Annotated in this window: 14 protein-coding genes; 3 read left to right on the top strand and 11 right to left on the bottom strand. The window is 66.1% G+C overall.

Features of this window, described 5'->3' with window-relative positions:
• Positions 1-13: 13 nt before the first annotated feature.
• Positions 14-2,038 carry a metallophosphoesterase gene (locus GXY47_08230; GenBank protein NLV31129.1) on the bottom strand — a complete coding sequence of 675 codons (2,025 nt, stop codon included), beginning with the start codon at positions 2,036-2,038 and terminating at the stop codon, positions 14-16.
• Positions 2,039-2,379: 341 nt separating this feature from the next.
• Here GXY47_08230 and GXY47_08235 point away from each other — a divergent pair, with 341 nt between their 5' ends.
• On the top strand, positions 2,380-5,331 hold the full coding sequence (locus tag GXY47_08235) for an AAA family ATPase (GenBank protein ID NLV31130.1): 2,952 nt from the start codon (positions 2,380-2,382) through the stop codon (positions 5,329-5,331).
• Here the strand turns inward: GXY47_08235 and flgM are convergent.
• The 3 genes from flgM to GXY47_08250 form a co-directional block, all read right to left on the bottom strand.
• Entirely contained in the window at positions 5,328-5,570 is a 243-nt protein-coding gene (flgM, locus tag GXY47_08240; protein ID NLV31131.1) for a flagellar biosynthesis anti-sigma factor FlgM, read from the bottom strand. The genes GXY47_08235 and flgM overlap by 4 nt on opposite strands.
• A 32-nt stretch (positions 5,571-5,602) precedes the next feature.
• Positions 5,603-6,364 carry a FliA/WhiG family RNA polymerase sigma factor gene (locus GXY47_08245; protein ID NLV31132.1) on the bottom strand — a complete coding sequence of 254 codons (762 nt, stop codon included), beginning with the start codon at positions 6,362-6,364 and terminating at the stop codon, positions 5,603-5,605.
• 63 nt (positions 6,365-6,427) lie between these two features.
• Positions 6,428-7,309 carry a MinD/ParA family protein gene (locus tag GXY47_08250; protein ID NLV31133.1) on the bottom strand — a complete coding sequence of 294 codons (882 nt, stop codon included), beginning with the start codon at positions 7,307-7,309 and terminating at the stop codon, positions 6,428-6,430.
• Between the two features lie 598 nt (positions 7,310-7,907).
• On the opposite strand from GXY47_08250, the gene GXY47_08255 reads away from it, so the two are divergent.
• Both GXY47_08255 and argH read left to right on the top strand, forming a co-directional pair.
• Positions 7,908-9,236, top strand: a complete 1,329-nt coding sequence (locus GXY47_08255) for a sigma-54-dependent Fis family transcriptional regulator (GenBank protein NLV31134.1) — start codon at positions 7,908-7,910, stop codon at positions 9,234-9,236.
• A gap of 52 nt (positions 9,237-9,288) precedes the next feature.
• Positions 9,289-10,686 carry an argininosuccinate lyase gene (gene argH / locus GXY47_08260; GenBank protein ID NLV31135.1) on the top strand — a complete coding sequence of 466 codons (1,398 nt, stop codon included), beginning with the start codon at positions 9,289-9,291 and terminating at the stop codon, positions 10,684-10,686.
• Here argH and speA read toward each other — a convergent pair.
• From speA to rpsI, 7 genes are all read right to left on the bottom strand, one after another.
• Entirely contained in the window at positions 10,683-12,599 is a 1,917-nt protein-coding gene (speA, locus tag GXY47_08265; protein NLV31136.1) for a biosynthetic arginine decarboxylase, read from the bottom strand. The genes argH and speA overlap by 4 nt on opposite strands.
• 27 nt (positions 12,600-12,626) lie before the next feature.
• Positions 12,627-13,190, bottom strand: a complete 564-nt coding sequence (efp, locus tag GXY47_08270) for an elongation factor P (GenBank protein ID NLV31137.1) — start codon at positions 13,188-13,190, stop codon at positions 12,627-12,629.
• A 125-nt stretch (positions 13,191-13,315) separates the two neighbouring features.
• The gene (frr, locus tag GXY47_08275; protein NLV31138.1) at positions 13,316-13,873 is read right to left on the bottom strand and encodes a ribosome recycling factor; all 558 of its coding nucleotides are present in this window, start codon (positions 13,871-13,873) and stop codon (positions 13,316-13,318) included.
• Between the two features lie 39 nt (positions 13,874-13,912).
• Positions 13,913-14,656 (bottom strand): UMP kinase, encoded by a 744-nt coding sequence (locus GXY47_08280; GenBank protein NLV31139.1) that lies wholly within the window; start codon positions 14,654-14,656, stop codon positions 13,913-13,915.
• A gap of 269 nt (positions 14,657-14,925) precedes the next feature.
• The gene (tsf, locus tag GXY47_08285) at positions 14,926-15,516 is read right to left on the bottom strand and encodes a translation elongation factor Ts (GenBank protein ID NLV31140.1); all 591 of its coding nucleotides are present in this window, start codon (positions 15,514-15,516) and stop codon (positions 14,926-14,928) included.
• Positions 15,517-15,725: 209 nt separating this feature from the next.
• Entirely contained in the window at positions 15,726-16,829 is a 1,104-nt protein-coding gene (gene rpsB / locus GXY47_08290; protein ID NLV31141.1) for a 30S ribosomal protein S2, read from the bottom strand.
• A 16-nt stretch (positions 16,830-16,845) separates the two neighbouring features.
• Positions 16,846-17,238, bottom strand: a complete 393-nt coding sequence (gene rpsI, locus GXY47_08295) for a 30S ribosomal protein S9 (GenBank protein NLV31142.1) — start codon at positions 17,236-17,238, stop codon at positions 16,846-16,848.
• Positions 17,239-17,287: the final 49 nt, after the last annotated feature.

The following is a 17,287-nucleotide window of genomic DNA, read 5'->3' on the forward strand; positions in this document are numbered from 1 at the left end:
ACGGGCCGGCCCTTTACTTCTTGGGGCCGTTCCCGTTCTTCACCGTGTTTCCGTTGGCCTTGCCGGGCACGGGCTCGACATCCATGGCCACCGCGAAATCGGCGTTGTAGTTGAGCACGGCCCAGGCCGTCTTCGTGGCCGGGTCCACTCCGTAGGTCCCGAGGCCGTACTTCGGCTTGTAGGGTCCCACCACGAACTTCGGGGTTCCGCCGAAATTCTCCCTCACCGCGGTGACCCACTCCCCGTCGACGAAGGTGGCGATACCGATCCCGCCGTATCCGAGCCCGTTCATCCTCTTGAAATCGACCGACATCGAAAGGACGTAGGGGTCGGTCATCCCCCCGGCGCCCAGCTCCGACATCCCCCACAGGGAGAAGATGTCGCTCTTGAGGGTGTACGGATCGGGATTGGGCACCCAGCCGGTGTTGACCACCTTGTTGAGCGGCCGCGGCGCGCTCAGGACGACATCGTCGCTCGGGTCGTCCGGGGTGTCGTTGTCGTCGATCGATTCCGGAGTGGAGTCGGTGCTGGTGCTGTTGTTCTTGCCCGCGAGGATCCGCGCCCTGGTCTTTCCGAAGGTGTCCTCGACCGCGGCATAGGAGCCGCCCTGGGCGACCAGGAACTGCCGCCCGTTGGTGCTGTATCCGTAGCTTTCCTTCTCGATGAAATCCAGGGGCGGCAGGTAGAGCTTGCCGTTGATGGAATCATCTCCATCAGGATATTCTTCGTTATCCTGGTAGTCGTTGACGCGGTCGCCATAGTAGGTGGCCGTCACGCGCGGGCCGTCGATCTTGTAGACATAGTACCCCACGTTGAAAAGCTCCTGGGAAATCTGGGTTTCCCGGGGTTTCGCCCCGCTGAAGCCGTCCAGCGCGGCGGCGGCGTAGAATTTGGTGCTGCCGGCCATGTGGATGATCTGCTGCACCTGGAACTGGCCGGTGGGGTCGGTCACCAGCGCGCGGTTGTGCAGGTGGTCATGGCCCGAAAGCATGTAGCGCACCCCGTTTTCCATCAGGCTCTGGTAGAACGGCGTCTGGGTGGCGGCTTTCGAAGCCGGGGAACTCCCGAAGAAGCCGTCGGCGTGGTTGGCCCCCATCAGGCCGCGGTGGGAAAATACGAAGGCGTGCTCCGTCCCGCGCGTGCTCTTGTCGAGCCGCTCGGCGATCCACTCCTGCTGCATCCCGGGCCAGTATTCGGTTCCGGAGATGTCGTATTTTGCTTTGGCGATATAGTCGGCAAATGGCCAGTAGTTTTCAAATCCGTAAAAATTGGTCGACGCGCTGCCCGAGCTGCTGATGCGGAACCATGTCCCGGGCTCGAATGTGGTCCCGAACTCCTCTTTCCACTGGTACACGATCCAACCCAGATAGTACCAGGCGTTGTCGTTGGCGCCATATATCGGGTCGACCGATGGATCTGACAGGATTTGACTCTCAATGAATCTCGTGGCTTCCACATCGACGATGACGAACCGTGCGCTCCCGGTCTGGTTCGCGTAATCGAAGGAGTAGCTGAGCCCGGCCAGGTCGTCGATGTCGGGGGCGCTGAAATTGGTGGCGCCGTAGACGGTCCCCATCCCCTGGGTCTGGGGGAAGGCGGCCCTCCATCCCGGAACGTTGACGTTCCAGTCGGGGTCACGGCCATACAGATAGCCATAGGTTTCGTGGTTGCCGCGCAGGGGGAAGAACCCGATCCCGGCGTCCAGCAGGGGCTGCGCCGCCGCGGCGCGGGCCACAAACCCCTCGTCCCCGGCCCGGTCGGTCAGATCCCCCACCTGGACGACCAATTTGACTCCGGCGTTGATGAACTGCTGCTGGAAAGTCCGCGCCAGGGCCGCGCTGACGTACTCCGGGTTCTCGCCCGAAGGGTCTTCGTCCACGGTCCACTGGGTGTCCGCCATCACGCCGAAGGACCAGGGGTTGACCTCGTACCGCCCGCCCCCTTCGGCGAAGACCATCGTTGTGAAGGAAAGCGTCACAATCATGGCGGCCAGGGCCAGCCGGCCGGCCATGTTGAATCTTTTCCGTGTCCCGTTCATAGAATATCTCCTTTGGTTTGGCCCCCCGGCCGATAAAGCACAGGGAGGAGCCCCGTGCTGCGGCTCGGTTGCTGCTCGATTGCAGGATGTGGATTCGCCGGGAGAAGCTGTTGGCGGCAAGGGCGAAAATGATAGACCGCTATCATGGGCTTGAGATACACTGTTCCCTTGCGCCCGAAAAGTGCTGCGCTACCAATAGCCAAGAAGGACGAACCAGCAAACTGCACTCAGTACAATGCCTATTTGATAGCATTAGTAGCTTTGATAAATCATGTAACTGTAGTGTAATTTCGGTGTAATTTACATTTTCCTGGCATTGATCGATTTCCGGTGTCCGCGCCATGATCGATAACCGGCCGATCCAGTTCGACCCCTTCACCCTCGATCCCGCCAACGAGCTGCTCTGGAAGGGGGAGGAAAAGGTGCGGTTGCGGCCGAAGACCTTCGCCCTGCTCCGCCACCTGGCGCTGCGGCCGGGGGCGCTGGTTACGAAGACCGACCTGCTCAACGCCGTCTGGGGGGAGTGCAACGTCGGGGACGAGGCGCTCAAGCACTGCGTGGCCGAGATCCGCCGCGCCCTGGACGACAGCGCCGAGGCCCCCCGCTTCGTCGAGACGGTGCACCGGCGGGGGTACCGTTTCATCGGCCGGACCGCCAGGGTCGGGAGTCTGCGCAAGATCGGGGCGGGCGGACGCGACCGGGCGCCCGCCGTCCCGGCGGCGGAAGCCGCCCCGGCGGCCGCGGCCGAAACCAGGAGGGCGGAGGACGCTTTCGTGGGGCGGGGGGCCGAGCTTGCCACGCTCCACCGCGCGCTGGCCGAGGCCACGGCGGGCAGGCGGCAGGTGGTCTTCGTCGGCGGGGCCCGGGGGATGGGGAAAACGAGCCTCGTCGACGCTTTCGTCGACAGCGTCCGCCCCGCCGTCGCGGGCAGACAGCGCGCCCTCCGGCCGGTGGTGGCGCGGGGCCAGTGCCTCCGCTCCCTCGGCGCCGGGGAGGCCTACATGCCGGTGCTCGAGGCGGTCACCGCCCTGGGCGCCTCAGGCCACAGGCGCGCGGTCCTGCCCGTCCTGCGCCGCCACGCGCCGCTCTGGCTCGCCCAGATGCCTGCGCTCATCCCCGCGGCCGATCTCGCAAGGGTGCGGCGGGCGACGATCGACGCCTCGCGCCAGCGGATGCTGCGCGAAATGGCCGAGGCGCTGGAGGCGCTGACGGCCGACCGGTCGCTCATCCTGGTGCTGGAGGACCTGCACTGGAGCGACAGCGCCACGCTCGACCTCGTCTCCTACTGGGCCCAGCGCCGCGGCCCGGCCCGGCTCCTGCTCGTGGGCACCTACCGTACGGGCGAGGCCGCCGACGGCCATCCCCTCGGGGAGATCCTCCACGAGCTGCAGGCGCACCGGCAGTGCGTGAGCATCGGTCTCGGCCCCCTGGGGGAGGCGGATATGGCCGATTACCTGGCGCGCCGCTTCCCCGGGCACCGCTTCCCCGAAGAAACGGCCCCCTGCCTGGCCCGGCGCACCGGCGGCCATCCCCTGTTCCTGGTCAAGGTGCTGGAGGGGATGTGCGAGCGCGGCCTCGCCCGGCAGCAGGACGGCCATTGGAGACTCGGTGTTCCGCTCGAGGAGGCGGCGCGTCTCGTCCCCCCGACCGCCGGTCAGGTCATCGAGCGATGGCTCGACCGCTGCACGATGGAGGAGCGGGGGTTGCTCGGGGCCGCGAGCGTCGAGGGGGAGGCGTTCTCGGCCTCCGCCGTGGCGGCCATGCTGCGCAAGAAGCCGGGGAGGATCGAATCCCGGCTCCGGGACCTCGCCGCGCGGGGGGATTTCCTGTCGGCTCCCGCGCCGGACGGCACGGGCGGAAACGGCCGCTTCCGGTTCACGAACACCCTCCGGCGCGACGTCTGCTACCGGCTCCTGCCCGGCGAGACGCGCGCGCTGTATCACCTGAGGGCGGCCCGACACCTCGAACGCTCCCGCCCGGACGGTGACGGGAACCCGGCCGCGCCGCTGGCGCGCCATTACGACCGCGCGGGGGAACCGGGGCGCGCCCTCCCATTTTACGCCGAGGCGGCCGAAAGCGCCCTCGCCCGTCTGGCCGGGCGCGAGGCCCTCGAGGCGGCCGGGCGCGGCCTCGAGCTGCTGGCGGCCGTCGCCGCCCCCCGCCGCGCCGAGCACGAGGCGCGCCTCCGTAACGCCCTGGGGGAAGGGCTGTGGATCACCCGCGGCGCCGGGGAGGAGGAGGTGCGCCGCTCCTTCGAGCGGGCGCGCGAAATCCATTCCGGGTGGCGCCCGGACCGGGGGGCGCGGCAGGGGGAGCTCCTCTCCCGCTCGCTCTACGGCCTCTGGTGGTATCACCGGGTGCGGGCCGAACCGGGACAGGCGCACGAGCTGGCGGGACGCCTGATGGGTCTCGCCGGAGCCGGGGGAAACGCCTCCCTCCTCGACCGCGCCCGCCACGCGCTCGGGTCGAGCCTCTTCGATCAAGGCGAATTCACCGCGGCCCTCTCGCACCTGGAGCGGAGCCGGAGCCCGCTCAGCCGCTCCCTGCTTGCCCTCCTGCAGTGGCACCTGGGCTTCCCCGAAAGGGCGCTCGAGGCGGTCGCCGGGGTTCTCTCCCGGGCGCGCACGGAGCCGCAGGCGGGGATCGGCATCTTCGCCGGTCTCTGCAAGGCGTGGATTCACAAGGAGCGCCGGGAGCCGCAGGCGGCCCTCGACTGCGCCGAGGAGTCTCTCAGGCTCGGGCGCGGGCGGCGCCTGGCGGAATCGTGGCTGGCACCGATGGAAAGCATCCGGGGATGGGCGCTGGCCCGGCTGGGGCAGGTCCACCACGGCCTGGAACAGTCACGCCGGGCGTTCGGCGAGGCCGCGGCCGCCGGCGCCCTCGGCCTCGCCCCGCTGCTGCTCGCCGTTTTCGCCGAAACCTGCCTGGAGGCGGGCAAGGCGGGAGAGGGGCTCGAGGCGGTCGACCGCGCCCTGGAAATCGCGCGCCGGACCGGGACGCATCACCAGGACGCGGAACTGTACCGGATCAGGGGGGAGCTGCTGGCGCGGCGCATCGTCAGGGAGGGGGGGGACCGGGACCCGGCCGCCTGCTTCGAACGGGCGATCCGCACGGCCCATGACCAGGGCGCCCTCTCGATCCAGCTGCGGGCGGCGACGAGCCTCGCCGTTTATATGAGGGAACGGGACGGGGAGGCCGGGGCGCGCGCCCGGCTCGAACGTCTCTACGGAAGGTTCGATGAAGGCTTCGGCACCGGCGACCTCGTGAAGGCCCGGGCGCTATTGGGATCCTAGCCGGATTCTTCCGGGGTGTGGTCGGCGATGATCTTTTCCGCGATTGTATCCGAGTCGACGTGGTAGCCGCCGCTCCGGATCTGCTCGCGCAGTTCCGCGACCCGGTCTTCCCGGATGTCGGGGACCGAGCGGGCGAGTCCTTCCAGCCTCGCCAGGTCGGGGCTGCGGGCGGTGGTGCCCGCCCGCTTCATCCTCCGGGCGTCCGGGCCGGCCCGGGGTTCCGTGCGCTCGATCTCCATGGCGCCCCCCCTCGAGGGGATTCGCGACCGGCCTATTCGTTGACCCGGCGGAGCTTGGTGCGCAGCCGCAGCATCGCCTTGGTGTGCAGCTGCGACACCCGCGACTCGTTCACCCCCAGCACCTTCCCGATCTCCTTCATGGTCAGTTCGTCGAAATAGTAGAGGGATACCACCAGCCGTTCCTTCTTGGGCAGGGTGTCGATGGTGGTGGCGAGGATCTCCTGGATCTCCGATTTGTGGCAGACGAAGAAGGGGTCCATCTGGGGGGCGTCAGGCACGTACTTGACCAGGGGGTCGCTGTTCCTGTCGTCGTCCTGCCCGGCGAGTTCGTGGAAGCTGCCGAGGTTCAGCCCCTTGATCTGGTCCACCAGCTCGTAGAACTCATCGAGCGTGATCTCCATCTCGTCGCAGATTTCCTTTTCGGTCGCCGGCCGGCCGAGCCGCTGCTCCAGTTCGCGGTGGACCCGCTCGAGGTCCTTGCTCTTCTTGCGCAGTGAGCGCGGCGCCCAGTCCAGGTTCCGGAGGCTGTCCAGGATCGCCCCCTTGATGCGCAGTTCGGCGTAGGTCTTGAACTTGACCCCGCGGCTGCGGTCGAATTTCTCGATGGCGTCGAGCAGCCCGAGGATCCCGGCGCTCACCAGGTCGTTCAGTTCGACGTGGGAGGGGAGCTTGGTCGATATCCGCTGGGCGATGTACTTGATCTGGGGGAGGTGTTCGAGGATCAGGGCGTCGCGCTCGGCGCCGGTCTGATCGATCGATTCGAAGCTCTTTGTCTGCTGTGCCGCGTTCTGCATCGTCGTATCCTCGTGGCGGCGCCGGGTTCGAGAAAGCGTGGCCGGCCCGCAGGCTATTCGAAATCAGTTGACCCAGTCGTTGAGCAGTGTTTCCCAAAGCAAAAGTTCGGATGAACGGATCTCCCCCTCCCGCTGCGTCAGCCGGTGCGCCAGGAGACGGAAGCAGCGGCCGGCGGGGGAGTCGGGGAACCGGTGCGCCACCGGGACCTGGGCGCGCACCGCCTCGGGCACGCGGGGGTCGCGCTCGATATGCCCGAGGTATTCGATTCCGCGGTCGAGAAAGCGCCGGACCACCGAGTCGATCTGGCCGAATACCTCCCGGGCATCGGAGGCGGATTCCGCGCAGTTGACGACGACCTGGATATTCTTGTCCGGAGCCTCCGCCAGGACGATCTTGATGACGGCGTAGGCGTCGACGATGGCCGCGGGTTCCGGGGTGCTGACGACGATGACCTCGCCCGCCAGGAGCAGGAACTGGATCACGTTGCGCGAAATCCCCGCCGCGGTGTCGATGATGACGTAATCGGTGTCCGCGTCGATCCGGGCGAATTCCCCGGCCAGCCGGCTCCTCTGGGCGCGCGTCAGTTCCGCCATGCGCTGCAGCCCGCTCCCCGAGGGAATGATCCGGACCCCCGCCGGTCCCTGGACGCAGATGTCGCCCATGGTCCGGTCGCCGCAGAGCACGTGGCCCAGGTGGTACCGCGGCGCGATGCCGAAGAGGATGTCCAGGTTTGCCAGTCCGAAGTCGCCGTCCAGGGCGATGACCTTGCGGTCCAGTTCCGCCAGGCTCACCGATAGGTTGGCGACGATATTGGTCTTCCCGACCCCCCCCTTCCCGCTGGTCACCGCGATCACGCGGGGCGTCCGCCCCCCGGGCGCCGCCAGGCCCCGTACCGCAGCCGTCCGGCCGCAATTGTGCGGGCTCAACCGATCGGGGGGTGTCATGAACAGCTCCTCAAGCGGGGTGACGGGAACACCGAAAAGCGCGGCGGCTGCAGGAGGCCGGCCGAAACCGGCCGGCCGGAAAATCCGTGATTCAGGCATGCGGGGAGGCTTGCGGTGGCGGCAGGCATGGGCTGCGCCGCGGCCCGCGTTGTTCCCGGCACCCCGGATTGGCTCACCAAGTGGAGTTTGACGAGGCCTTTGAAGCAACGGTAACGCATTGTTTTTTTTGCAGCGCGCATCGGCTTTTCGGATCTCCCGTGCATTTCCTGAATCACGCCCGTCTTCGTTGCAATTCGCATTCCAATTCGAACGCAAACGGGGATTTTCGAGGCCCGGACACCTTGCGGCGCCGCCGGGGCGGGAGCGCAACCGGTTCCGGGCCGCTTGAACACTGGACTGAATCGCATCTGCGCCCCGGAAAGATTTTGCGGCTGACGGCACCGCACCCCGGGGCGGGGAGCCGCCTCGCGAGGCCGGAAGACCCCGTTGCGCGCGGAAATGTCCATTTTCCGCGCGGGAATCAGCACTTTGGGTGTCATTATTTTGACGATTTTGCCGAAAAGCTGATATCATGGCCCCGGTTCAGAACGGGAGAGCCATGAAACCCGGAGACGTCCGGATCCTGGTCGTCGATGACGAGGGTCCCATGCGCCAGCTGGTTCGCAGCGCCCTGGGAGACGCGGGGCATGCGGTGGATGAGGCCGCCGACGGCCGGACGGCCCTGGCCATGCTCCGCCGATCCCCCTATGACGCGATCGTCACCGGCCTCCGTCGCCCCGGAGCGGGGGGAGAAACCCTTTTCGATGAGGCACTTCGGCTCTTCCCCGGGACCGCCGTCCTCCTCCTGACCGACCCCGCGGACATCCCCTCGGCCGTGGACGCCGTCCGCCGGGGGGCGTGCGACTTCCTCCCCAAGCCGTTCCAGCCCGCCGAGCTGGTCCTGCGGGTGGAACGGGGGCTCGAAGAAACACGGTTGAAGCAGGAAAACCTCCGGATGCGGGGTGAACTGGAAGAAAGGCAACGGTTTTCCGGCCTGGTGGGCGGGAGCGCCCCGATGCAGGATGTCTGCAACCTGGTCCGCCTGGTCGCCCGGAAAACCGGTACCGTCCTCGTCGAGGGGGAGCCGGGGACCGGCAAGGAACTGGTCGCGCGTGCCATCCACTCCAACAGCCCACGGAAGGACCAGCCGCTGGTCCCGATCCGCTGCGGCGCCACCCCCCCCCAATTGCTCGGAGAGGAGCTCTTCGGCCGGCTTTCGGAGGCCCGGCACGGGACCCTCTTCCTGGACGAGGTCTCCAGAGTGCCGATCGACCTGCAGCTCGAGCTGCTCCGCGCGCTCGGGGAGCGGGAGTTCGAGCTGATCATCGCCACCTCCAGCACCGACCTCGCCTCCGCCGTTCAGCAGGGGGGATTCCGAAGCGATCTCTACGACCGGCTGGGCGTGATCCCCATCCGCGTCCCCCCGCTGAGGAGGCGCAGGGAAGACATCCCGCTGCTCGCCGCCCATTTCGTCCGGAAGTTCTGCGCCGACCGGTCCCTGCCTCCCAAACAGGTGTCCCATGACGCGTTGCGCCTCCTCGTGGCCCACGACTGGCCCGGAAACGTGCGCCAGCTCGAAAATGCCGTGGAAACAGCGGTTTCCCTCTCCGCGGAGCGCCCGCTGCTCGACCCGGGGGATTTTCCCGCCGTCGCCCGGCGGACGGGTCCCGACCCGGACCGGGGTGAGATCGAGATCCCCGAGGACGGCGTCCACTTCAACGCCGTGATATCGGACCTGGAGAAGCGCCTCATCCTCCGGAGCCTCGAGGCGACCCGGGGGAACAAGAAGAGGGCGGCCTCGCTCCTGCACCTGAAACGGACCACCTTCGTCGAAAAGCTGCGCAAGCTCGGGACGGGGACCGGTCCCTCCCCCGAAGGCGGGGACTGACGGCGCAATCGGCATTGTCCCCAGCCCCCCGATCTGAGAAAATCGCACTGACATGGAGGTGCACGTGGCCAGAAAGAAGCTGTGGGGAGGACGTTTTTCCTCGGATGAAGACCCGCTCTTTGCACAGTTCAACGATTCCCTCCCCTTCGACCGGGAGCTGCTCGAAGCGGACATCGAGGGGAGTCTCGCCTATGCCCGCGCCCTCGAGCGCGCCGGCATTTTCACGCCGGCCGAGCGCGCGCGCGTCGAGAAAGGGCTCCGCGCGGTCCGGAAGGACGCGGAGCGGGACCCCGAAGCCGTGCTCCGGAGCGGGGCGGAGGACGTGCACAGCTACGTGGAGCAGGCGCTCCACGCCCATGCCGGGGCCCTGGCCCTGAAGCTCCACACCGGGCGGAGCCGGAACGACCAGGTGGCCACCGACCTCCGCCTCTACCTGAAACGGAAAGAGGCCGGGATCGCCCGGGAGCTCGACCTCCTGCTCGGGTCCGTGGCGGATCTCGCCGCCCGCTACCCGCAGGCGGTCACCCCGGGGTACACCCACCTGCAGCGGGCGCAGCCGGTGCTTTTTTCCCACCACGTCCTGGCCTACGGCGAGATGTTCCTGCGCGACCGCGACCGGCTCCGGGACTCGCTCCGGCGCATCGACGTGAGCCCCCTGGGCTCGGGCGCCCTTTCCGGCACGGTCTACCCGGTCGACCGCGGCGCGCTCGCCGCCGATCTCGGCTTCGCCTCCGCGGCGCCCAACAGCATGGACGCGGTGTCCGACCGTGATTTCGTGCTCGATTTCCTCTTCTTCGCCGCCGCCCTGATGGTGCACCTCAGCCGGCTGGCCGAGGACCTGATCCTCTACAATTCCTCGGAGTTCGCCTTCGTCGAAATGGACGACAGCGTCTCCTCGGGCAGCAGCCTGATGCCGCAGAAGAAGAACCCCGACGCGCTGGAGCTCGTGCGCGGGAAGACGGGGCGCGTGTTCGGCCACCTGGCGGCCATGCTCACCGTATTGAAGGGCCTGCCCATGACCTACAACAAGGACCTGCAGGAGGACAAGGAGGGGGTGTTCGACACCGTCCGGACCGTCGACGCCTGCGTCCGGATGGTCCGGAGGGTGCTGGAAAAGATCCGCCTGCGGCCGGAGCGGATGCGGGAGGCGGCCGCGCGCGGATATCTGAACGCGACCGAACTGGCGGACTACCTGGTCGCGAAAGGCCTCCCCTTCAGGGAGGCCCACGACCTGGTGGGGAAGATCGTCATGCGGGCTTCGGAACTCGGGCTCCCCCTGGAGCAGCTCCCCCTGAGGGAGTACCAGGCCTTCTCCCCCCTTTTCGAGGAAGGGGTCCACGAGGCGCTCGGCCTCGAGCGCACGATCTCGCGCAGGGAGGAACCGGGCGGAACCGCCCCGGCCGCCGTGCGCAAGGCCCTGGCCGCTTTCCGGAAGAGAATCCGCTCCTAGTCTTCCAGGTAGGTATAACCTGCCAGCGCCGATTCGTAGGAGGCGCAGAAGGACTCCCGCTCCTCGGCGGTGATCTTCTTCTGCGCTTCGGCGCTCTGGGCCATCTGCTTGAGGTTTTCCACCAGGTCGCGCGCCTGGTACCCGGCGGTCTCCAGCACCTGCCCGAGCGATTCGCCCCGGATCACCCTGTCGAGATGGGGCCTCCCGGCGTCATCCACGAGAAAGTGCGCCTCGTTGACCGACCCCAGCAGGTTGTGGTTCATCCCCAGCGATTCCTGGTAGGCGCCGACGAGGAAGATGGCCAGGAAATAGGGGTCCGCGTTGACGCGGTGCAGCTCGAGCGCCTGCTTCACGTCGCGCAGGTCGACGAACTTGTCGATCTGCCCGTCCGAGTCGCAGGTGATGTCGCAGAGCGTGGCGCGCACCGTCGGCTCCTCCGTCAGGCGCGTGACCGGGATGATGGGGAACAGCTGGTCGAGCGCCCAGCTGTCCGGGGTGGACTGGAAGACCGAGAAGTTGCAGATGTACTTGCTGGCCAGGATGTTCTCCAGGTCGATGAACTCCTCCGGGCGCTCCTTCATGGAACGGGAGAACTTGATCGCCTTGCGGCAGATCTCCCAGAAAAGCCATTCCCCCTGGGCCCGGTTCTGGAGGTTCAGGTAGCCGAGGTTGAACAGGGACTGGAGCTCCTCCCGGTGCTGCAGCGCGTCGTGGTAATACTCCCGGAAGTTCTTGGGGGTGATTTCGGTGTAGAGGTCCATCATCTCCTGCACGACCTCGGAATCGACCTTCGCGGGATCGACCTCCGACCCCCCCAGGCCGGGGTTCAGAGTCCGGATGACGTTCATGATGAACAGGGCGTGATGCGCGGCGACCGCCCGGCCGCTCTCCGTCACGATCGTCGGCGGGGGCACGTTTTCCGACAGGCAGATTTCGTTGATGGTGTAGACGATGTCGTTGGCGAACTCCTGCATGCTGTAGTTGACGCTGCAGTCCGAGGCCGTGCGGCTCCCGTCGTAATCGACGCCGAGCCCCCCGCCCACGTTGAGATATTCGACCGGGAACCCCATCTTGCGCACCTTGGCGTAAACCCGCGCCGCCTCCTTGATCGCGTTCTTGATCCGGCGGATATCGGTGATCTGGGACCCGATGTGAAAATGGAGCATCTTCAGCTGCCGGGTCCACCCCCGGTCGGAGACCGTTTTCAGGCAATCGAGCAGCTGGATGGTGTTGATGCCGAACTTGGAGGTCTCCCCCCCCGACTCCTCCCACTTGCCCGCGCCCCGGGAGAAGACCCGCACCCGGAACCCCAGGCTGGGATCGATCCCCAGGGCGGCCGACACCTCGGAGATCTTCTGCAGGTCGGACACCTCCTCGATCACCAGCACCGGGTTCTTGCCGATCCGGGACGATTGCATGGCCCATTCCAGGTACCTGCGGTCCTTGATGCCGTTGCACACCATCAGCGCGTTCGGGTGGATCGAAAGGGTTAGCGCGGCGGCCAGCTCGGCCTTGGTGCCGACCTCGAGCCCGTATTCGTAGCGGTGGGCGGCGGCCATCAGGCGCTCCACGACGCTCCGGTTCTGGTTCACCTTCATGGGGAAAACGCCCCGGTGCCGAGCCCCGTAGTTGTATTCGGCGATCGAGTTGCGGAACGCCTCGTGCAGTTCCCGGATCTGCGTGTCCAGGATCTGGGGGAAACGGAGGAGAAAGGGGGGTTTCACCTTCCGCTGGAGCAGCGTCTGGACGAGTCCGATCACTTCGACCCCCATCAGGGGGTTGCGGGTCGGGTGAACGGTGAGGGCCCCCTGCTCGCTGACGCCGAAGTATCCCCCGCCCCAGTTCTCCACCCCGTAGATGCGGTTGGGGATTTCGCTCGGCGAGAGGCGAAGACTAGTCGTAAGTTCCTTCATCGATCGGCTCCACCACAAAGACCGCGGTTACGATTTGACCCGTTCCTGGTATTTCCCCTCGCTCGTATCCACCCGGATCAGCTCCCCTTCGTTGACGAAAGGGGGCACCAGGATCACGAGCCCCGTCTCCAGCGTGGCCGGCTTGTTGACGTTGCTCACCGTCGCCCCCCGCAGCCCCGGTTCGGTCGACGTCACCCGGAGCTCGACGCTCGCGGGGAGTTCCACCCCGATCGGCTTCCCCTCGCAGTATTCGATCTTGAGCTTGATGTTCGGGGTCATGTAGGGGATGGCGTCCTCGAGCCAGTCCGATGAAAGGTGGAACTGTTCGAAGGACTCGGTGTTCATGAAATAGTAGTCCGACCCGTCCGAGTAGAGGAACTCCACCTCGTGGGTTTCCAGGTAGGCCTGTTCCACACGGTCCTCGGACCGGAAGCGGTGCTCGATGATCGATCCCGATTTGAGCGATTTCAGCTTCGTCTGCACCATGCCGCGCCAGTTCCCGGGCGTGATGTGCTGGAAGGAAAAGACCCGGTACAGTTCCCCGTTCAGTTTGATGGCCATGCCCCGCTTGATCTGTGTCGCAGAAATCATTCGCTAACCCCGTTGTGAATGCGTCATGTTACTGAAACCCGGGCCCCCGCACAAGCCGGGGGATCGCGCCTGCGGATCCGCCCCGCGCTCCGCGCGCGGGCCCGCGCCGGACGCATGGCCGGGCATCAGATTTCGAGTATTTCGGACTCCTTCCGCTTCTGCAGTTCCCCGACCTTCTCGATGTACTGGTTGGTCAGTTCCTGCACCTTTTTCAGGGCGTCCTTCTCCTCGTCTTCGGATATCTTCTTTTCCTTGAGATGGCTCTTGACCTGGTCGTTCGCCTGCTGCCGCACCAGGCGCACCGCGACGCGGTGCTGCTCGCCGATCTGCCCGACGTTCTTGGCCAGCTGCTTGCGCCTCTCCTGGGTGAGCGGCGGGATCGGCAGCCGGACCACCTTTCCGTCGTTGGTGGGATTCAGTCCCAGGTCGGAGGTCAGGATCGCCTTCTCGATGGCGGCGATCGTCGAGGTGTCCCAGGGCTGGATCACGATCAGGCTCGGGTCCGGGGTGGAGAGCGAAGCCATCTGGGAGAGCGGCGTCGGGGTGCCGTAGTAGTTGGCCTGAACGCCGTCGAGGATCCCGACGGAAGCCCTCCCCGTCCGGATCGTGGCCAGATTCCGCTCGAGGTCTTCAATGCACTTTTCCATGCCTTTCCTGGCAGCATCAAGTATCTGTCGAACCATACCGTTGTTCTCTCCTTTCGCTGGGCCTCGATATGCCGGTCAGGGCGCCTCAACCCGAATCAGGGAACCGACGCTCTTCCCCATCACCACGTCCAGGATGTTCCCGCGGCGGAGAAGGTTGAACACCGCGATCGGCAGCTTGTTCTCCATGCAGAGGGTCACGGCCGTCGTATCCATCACCCTCAGGTCCTTTTCCAGGACTTCCCGGTAGGTCAGGGAGCGCAGGAGCACGGCGGAGGGGTTTTTCATGGGATCCGAATCGTAAATGCCGTCGACCTTGGTAGCCTTGAGGATCACTTCCGCGGCGATCTCCATGGCGCGCAGGGCGGCAGCGGTATCGGTGGAGAAGTAGGGGAGGCCGGTCCCGGCCGCGAAGATGACCACCCGCCCCTTTTCCAGATGGCGTATGGCGCGCCTGCGGATGAAGGGCTCCGCGACCTCCTTCATCTCGATGGCGGACTGCACCCGGGTATAGACGCCCAGCTTTTCGAGCGCGTTCTGCAGGGCCAGCGCGTTGATGACGGTCGCCAGCATCCCCATGTAATCGCCGCTGACCCGGTCCATGCCGGCCGCGCTGACCGAGATCCCCCGGACTATGTTCCCCCCTCCCACGGTTGCGGCGACCTCGACGCCGATGGCGTGAAGCTCCGCGATCTCCTCCGCGATCCTGGAAGCCATGGCGGGATCGACCCCGAAGCCCTGGGACCCCATGAGCGCTTCCCCGCTGAGCTTGAGCAGAACCCTCCCGAATTTTGGTTTGTCTCCCGGAACCTTCGCTCCCATTGGCCCTCCCGCCCGGTGATGCCCGTTGTCGTCTGGATGCGGCCCCGACCCGGCACATGGCGGGGGGACGACCGGAAACCTCCGGCCGCCGGCGGCGCGCAGAGTGATTTTACGCTAATTGGGACTGGAGAAGGAGGCTATTTTGGCCAAATCGCCATCCGCCGGACGGCGCTGCCGCCGCCGTGCGCCCGGGGCCCGGCCGGGCCCCGCGTGACATCGGGCGCCGGGGTGTTTCGCCATACCCCGACGGCCCGGAGGGGACAACCCGGCTATTCTCCGAGTTTGTAACGCACGAAGCGCCGCACCTGGATATTTTCGCCGATCTTCTGGATATGGGCGGCGACATGGTCCCGCACGCTCACGGCGGGGTCTTTCACGAACGGCTGCTCCAGCAGGCAGGCCTCGGCGTAGTACTTGCCGATCCGCCCCTCCACGATCTTGTCCAGCACGTTATCGGGCTTGCCGGTGGACCGGGCCTGTTCCCGGTAGATCTCCCGTTCCTTGGCCAGCACGTCCTCGGTCACCTCGTCCTTGGAGACGAAGCGCGGGTCGCTGGCGGCGATGTGCATGGCGATATCCCTCACCAGGGACTGGAAATCGGGATTGCGCGCGACGAAATCGGTCTCGCAGTTCACCTCGACCATGACTCCGATCTTGCCGTTGTGGACATAGGAACCGATCAGGCCTTCCTTGGTCTCACGCCCCGACTTTTTGGCCAGGGAGGCCAGCCCCCGCTTGCGCAGGATGGTGACCGCCTCCTCGATATCCCCGTTCGCCTCCTGCAGCGCATTCTTGCACTCCATGAAGCCGACACCCGTTTTTTCCCTGAGTTCCTTCACCTGATCCGCGGAAATAGCCATGAGATTCCTCCTAAGATTCCTGTTCCGGCATTGTATGGTCGACGGAGATGCGCTGGCGCCGGCCGTCCCCCCGCGCCGATGCTTCTGTCCCGGTCTTCCCGGAACGGAGACAAGGATTGAATGGAAACAGGCCGCGTCCCGGGCCGTTCCTTCGCGGGAGCCGGAGATCGGGCTTCCCGAAGGCCGGGAAGCCCGTATTCAAAAGCCGGTTATTCCGGACGCCCGCCTTCGGGCCCGGCCGGAGGGACAGGCTCTTCCGCCGCGGCCGGAGCGGCCGGGGTTTCAGACGGAGCGGCCTGGACTTCAGACGGAGGGGCCTGGATTTCGGACGGAGAGGCCTCGATTCCCGCCTCGGAGGAGGGGACCTCCGCGGCCGCCGCCCCGGAGTCCGCCCCGGTTTCCGCCTTTTTCGCCCTGGGCTTGCGCTGGAGGGTCTTGCGCACCGTGGTTTTGGGCTTGGCGGAGGATTCCGCCCCTTCAGCCGCCGCCGGCGCGCCCGCGGCCTCTCCCCCTTCGGCCGCCCGGGCCGCAGCCCTTGCCGCCGCAGCCTCGCGCGCCGCCGCGGCCTGCTGGGCCTGCTGCTGACGCTGCTTCTCCGCCTGCTCGGCCAGTTCCTTCTGCCGGGCTTCATAAACCGCCTTGCCGTCGAGGTAGGCCTCGGCCACCGTCTCCGTGATCAGGCGGATCGCCCGCAGGGCGTCGTCGTTGCCGGGGATGATGTAATCGATGGCATCGGGATCGCAATTGGTGTCGGCGACGCCGATAATGGGGATCCCCAGCTTGGCCGCTTCCTTGATGGCGATCGACTCCATGTTGGTGTCGATGACGAAAAGCGCGTCGGGCAGGGCGCCCATGTCCTTGATGCCGGAAAGGTTCTTTTCCAGCTTCTTGCGTTCGCGCTCGTAACGGGCGACTTCCTTCTTGGAAAAGAGGTCGTACTGTCCCGTGCTCCGCATCGTCTCCAGTTCGCGGAAGCGCTTGATGCTCTTCTGGATCGTCACGAAGTTGGTCAGCAGCCCCCCCAGCCATCTCTGGTTGACGTAGTACAGTTCCGTCCGGCCGGCCGCTTCCTGGATCACTTCCTGGGCCTGGCGCTTGGTCCCGAGGAACAGAACCGTCTTCCCCTGGGCTCCCAGCTCGTACACGAACTGAATGGCCTGCTTGAACAGCTTGAGGCTCTTCTGCAGATCGATGATGTAGATGCCGTTGCGTTGCCCGAAGATATACTCCTTCATCTTCGGATTCCAGCGTTTGGTCTGGTGACCGAAATGAACCCCGGCCTCCAGCAGTTGTTTCATGGTTACCGAAACCAAGTAGAACCTCCTCAGGCTAGCGTTTCGAGAATTGGAATCTCTTGCGAGCCCCCTTCTGACCGTATTTCTTTCGTTCCTTGACACGGGAGTCCCGGCTCAGCAGGCCCGCCTTCTTGAGCCTGGGTCGCAGTTCGGCGTTGAACTGCAAGAGGGCCTTGGCAATACCGAGCCGAATGGCGCCCGCCTGGCCGGAAGTGCCCCCGCCGCTCACGATGGCCCGGATGTCAAACCTGCCCACGTTTTCCGTAACCGCCAGCGGGTAACGGATCACCGTGCGCTGGGTCTCGTTCTTGAAGTATTCGCTCAGGTCACGCTTGTTGACGATCACCTGGCCGGCGCCGGGCAAAAGGCGCACGCGCGCGGTGGAGCTTTTCCTCTTTCCTGTTCCGTAATACTCGACTGTCGCCATTCCATTCCTCGGCTCGACGCAGAATGCAGCGCATTCCGTTTATTAAGGG

The organism is Acidobacteriota bacterium (assembly GCA_012729555.1).
GTDB lineage: Bacteria > Acidobacteriota > UBA6911 > UBA6911 > UBA6911 > UBA6911.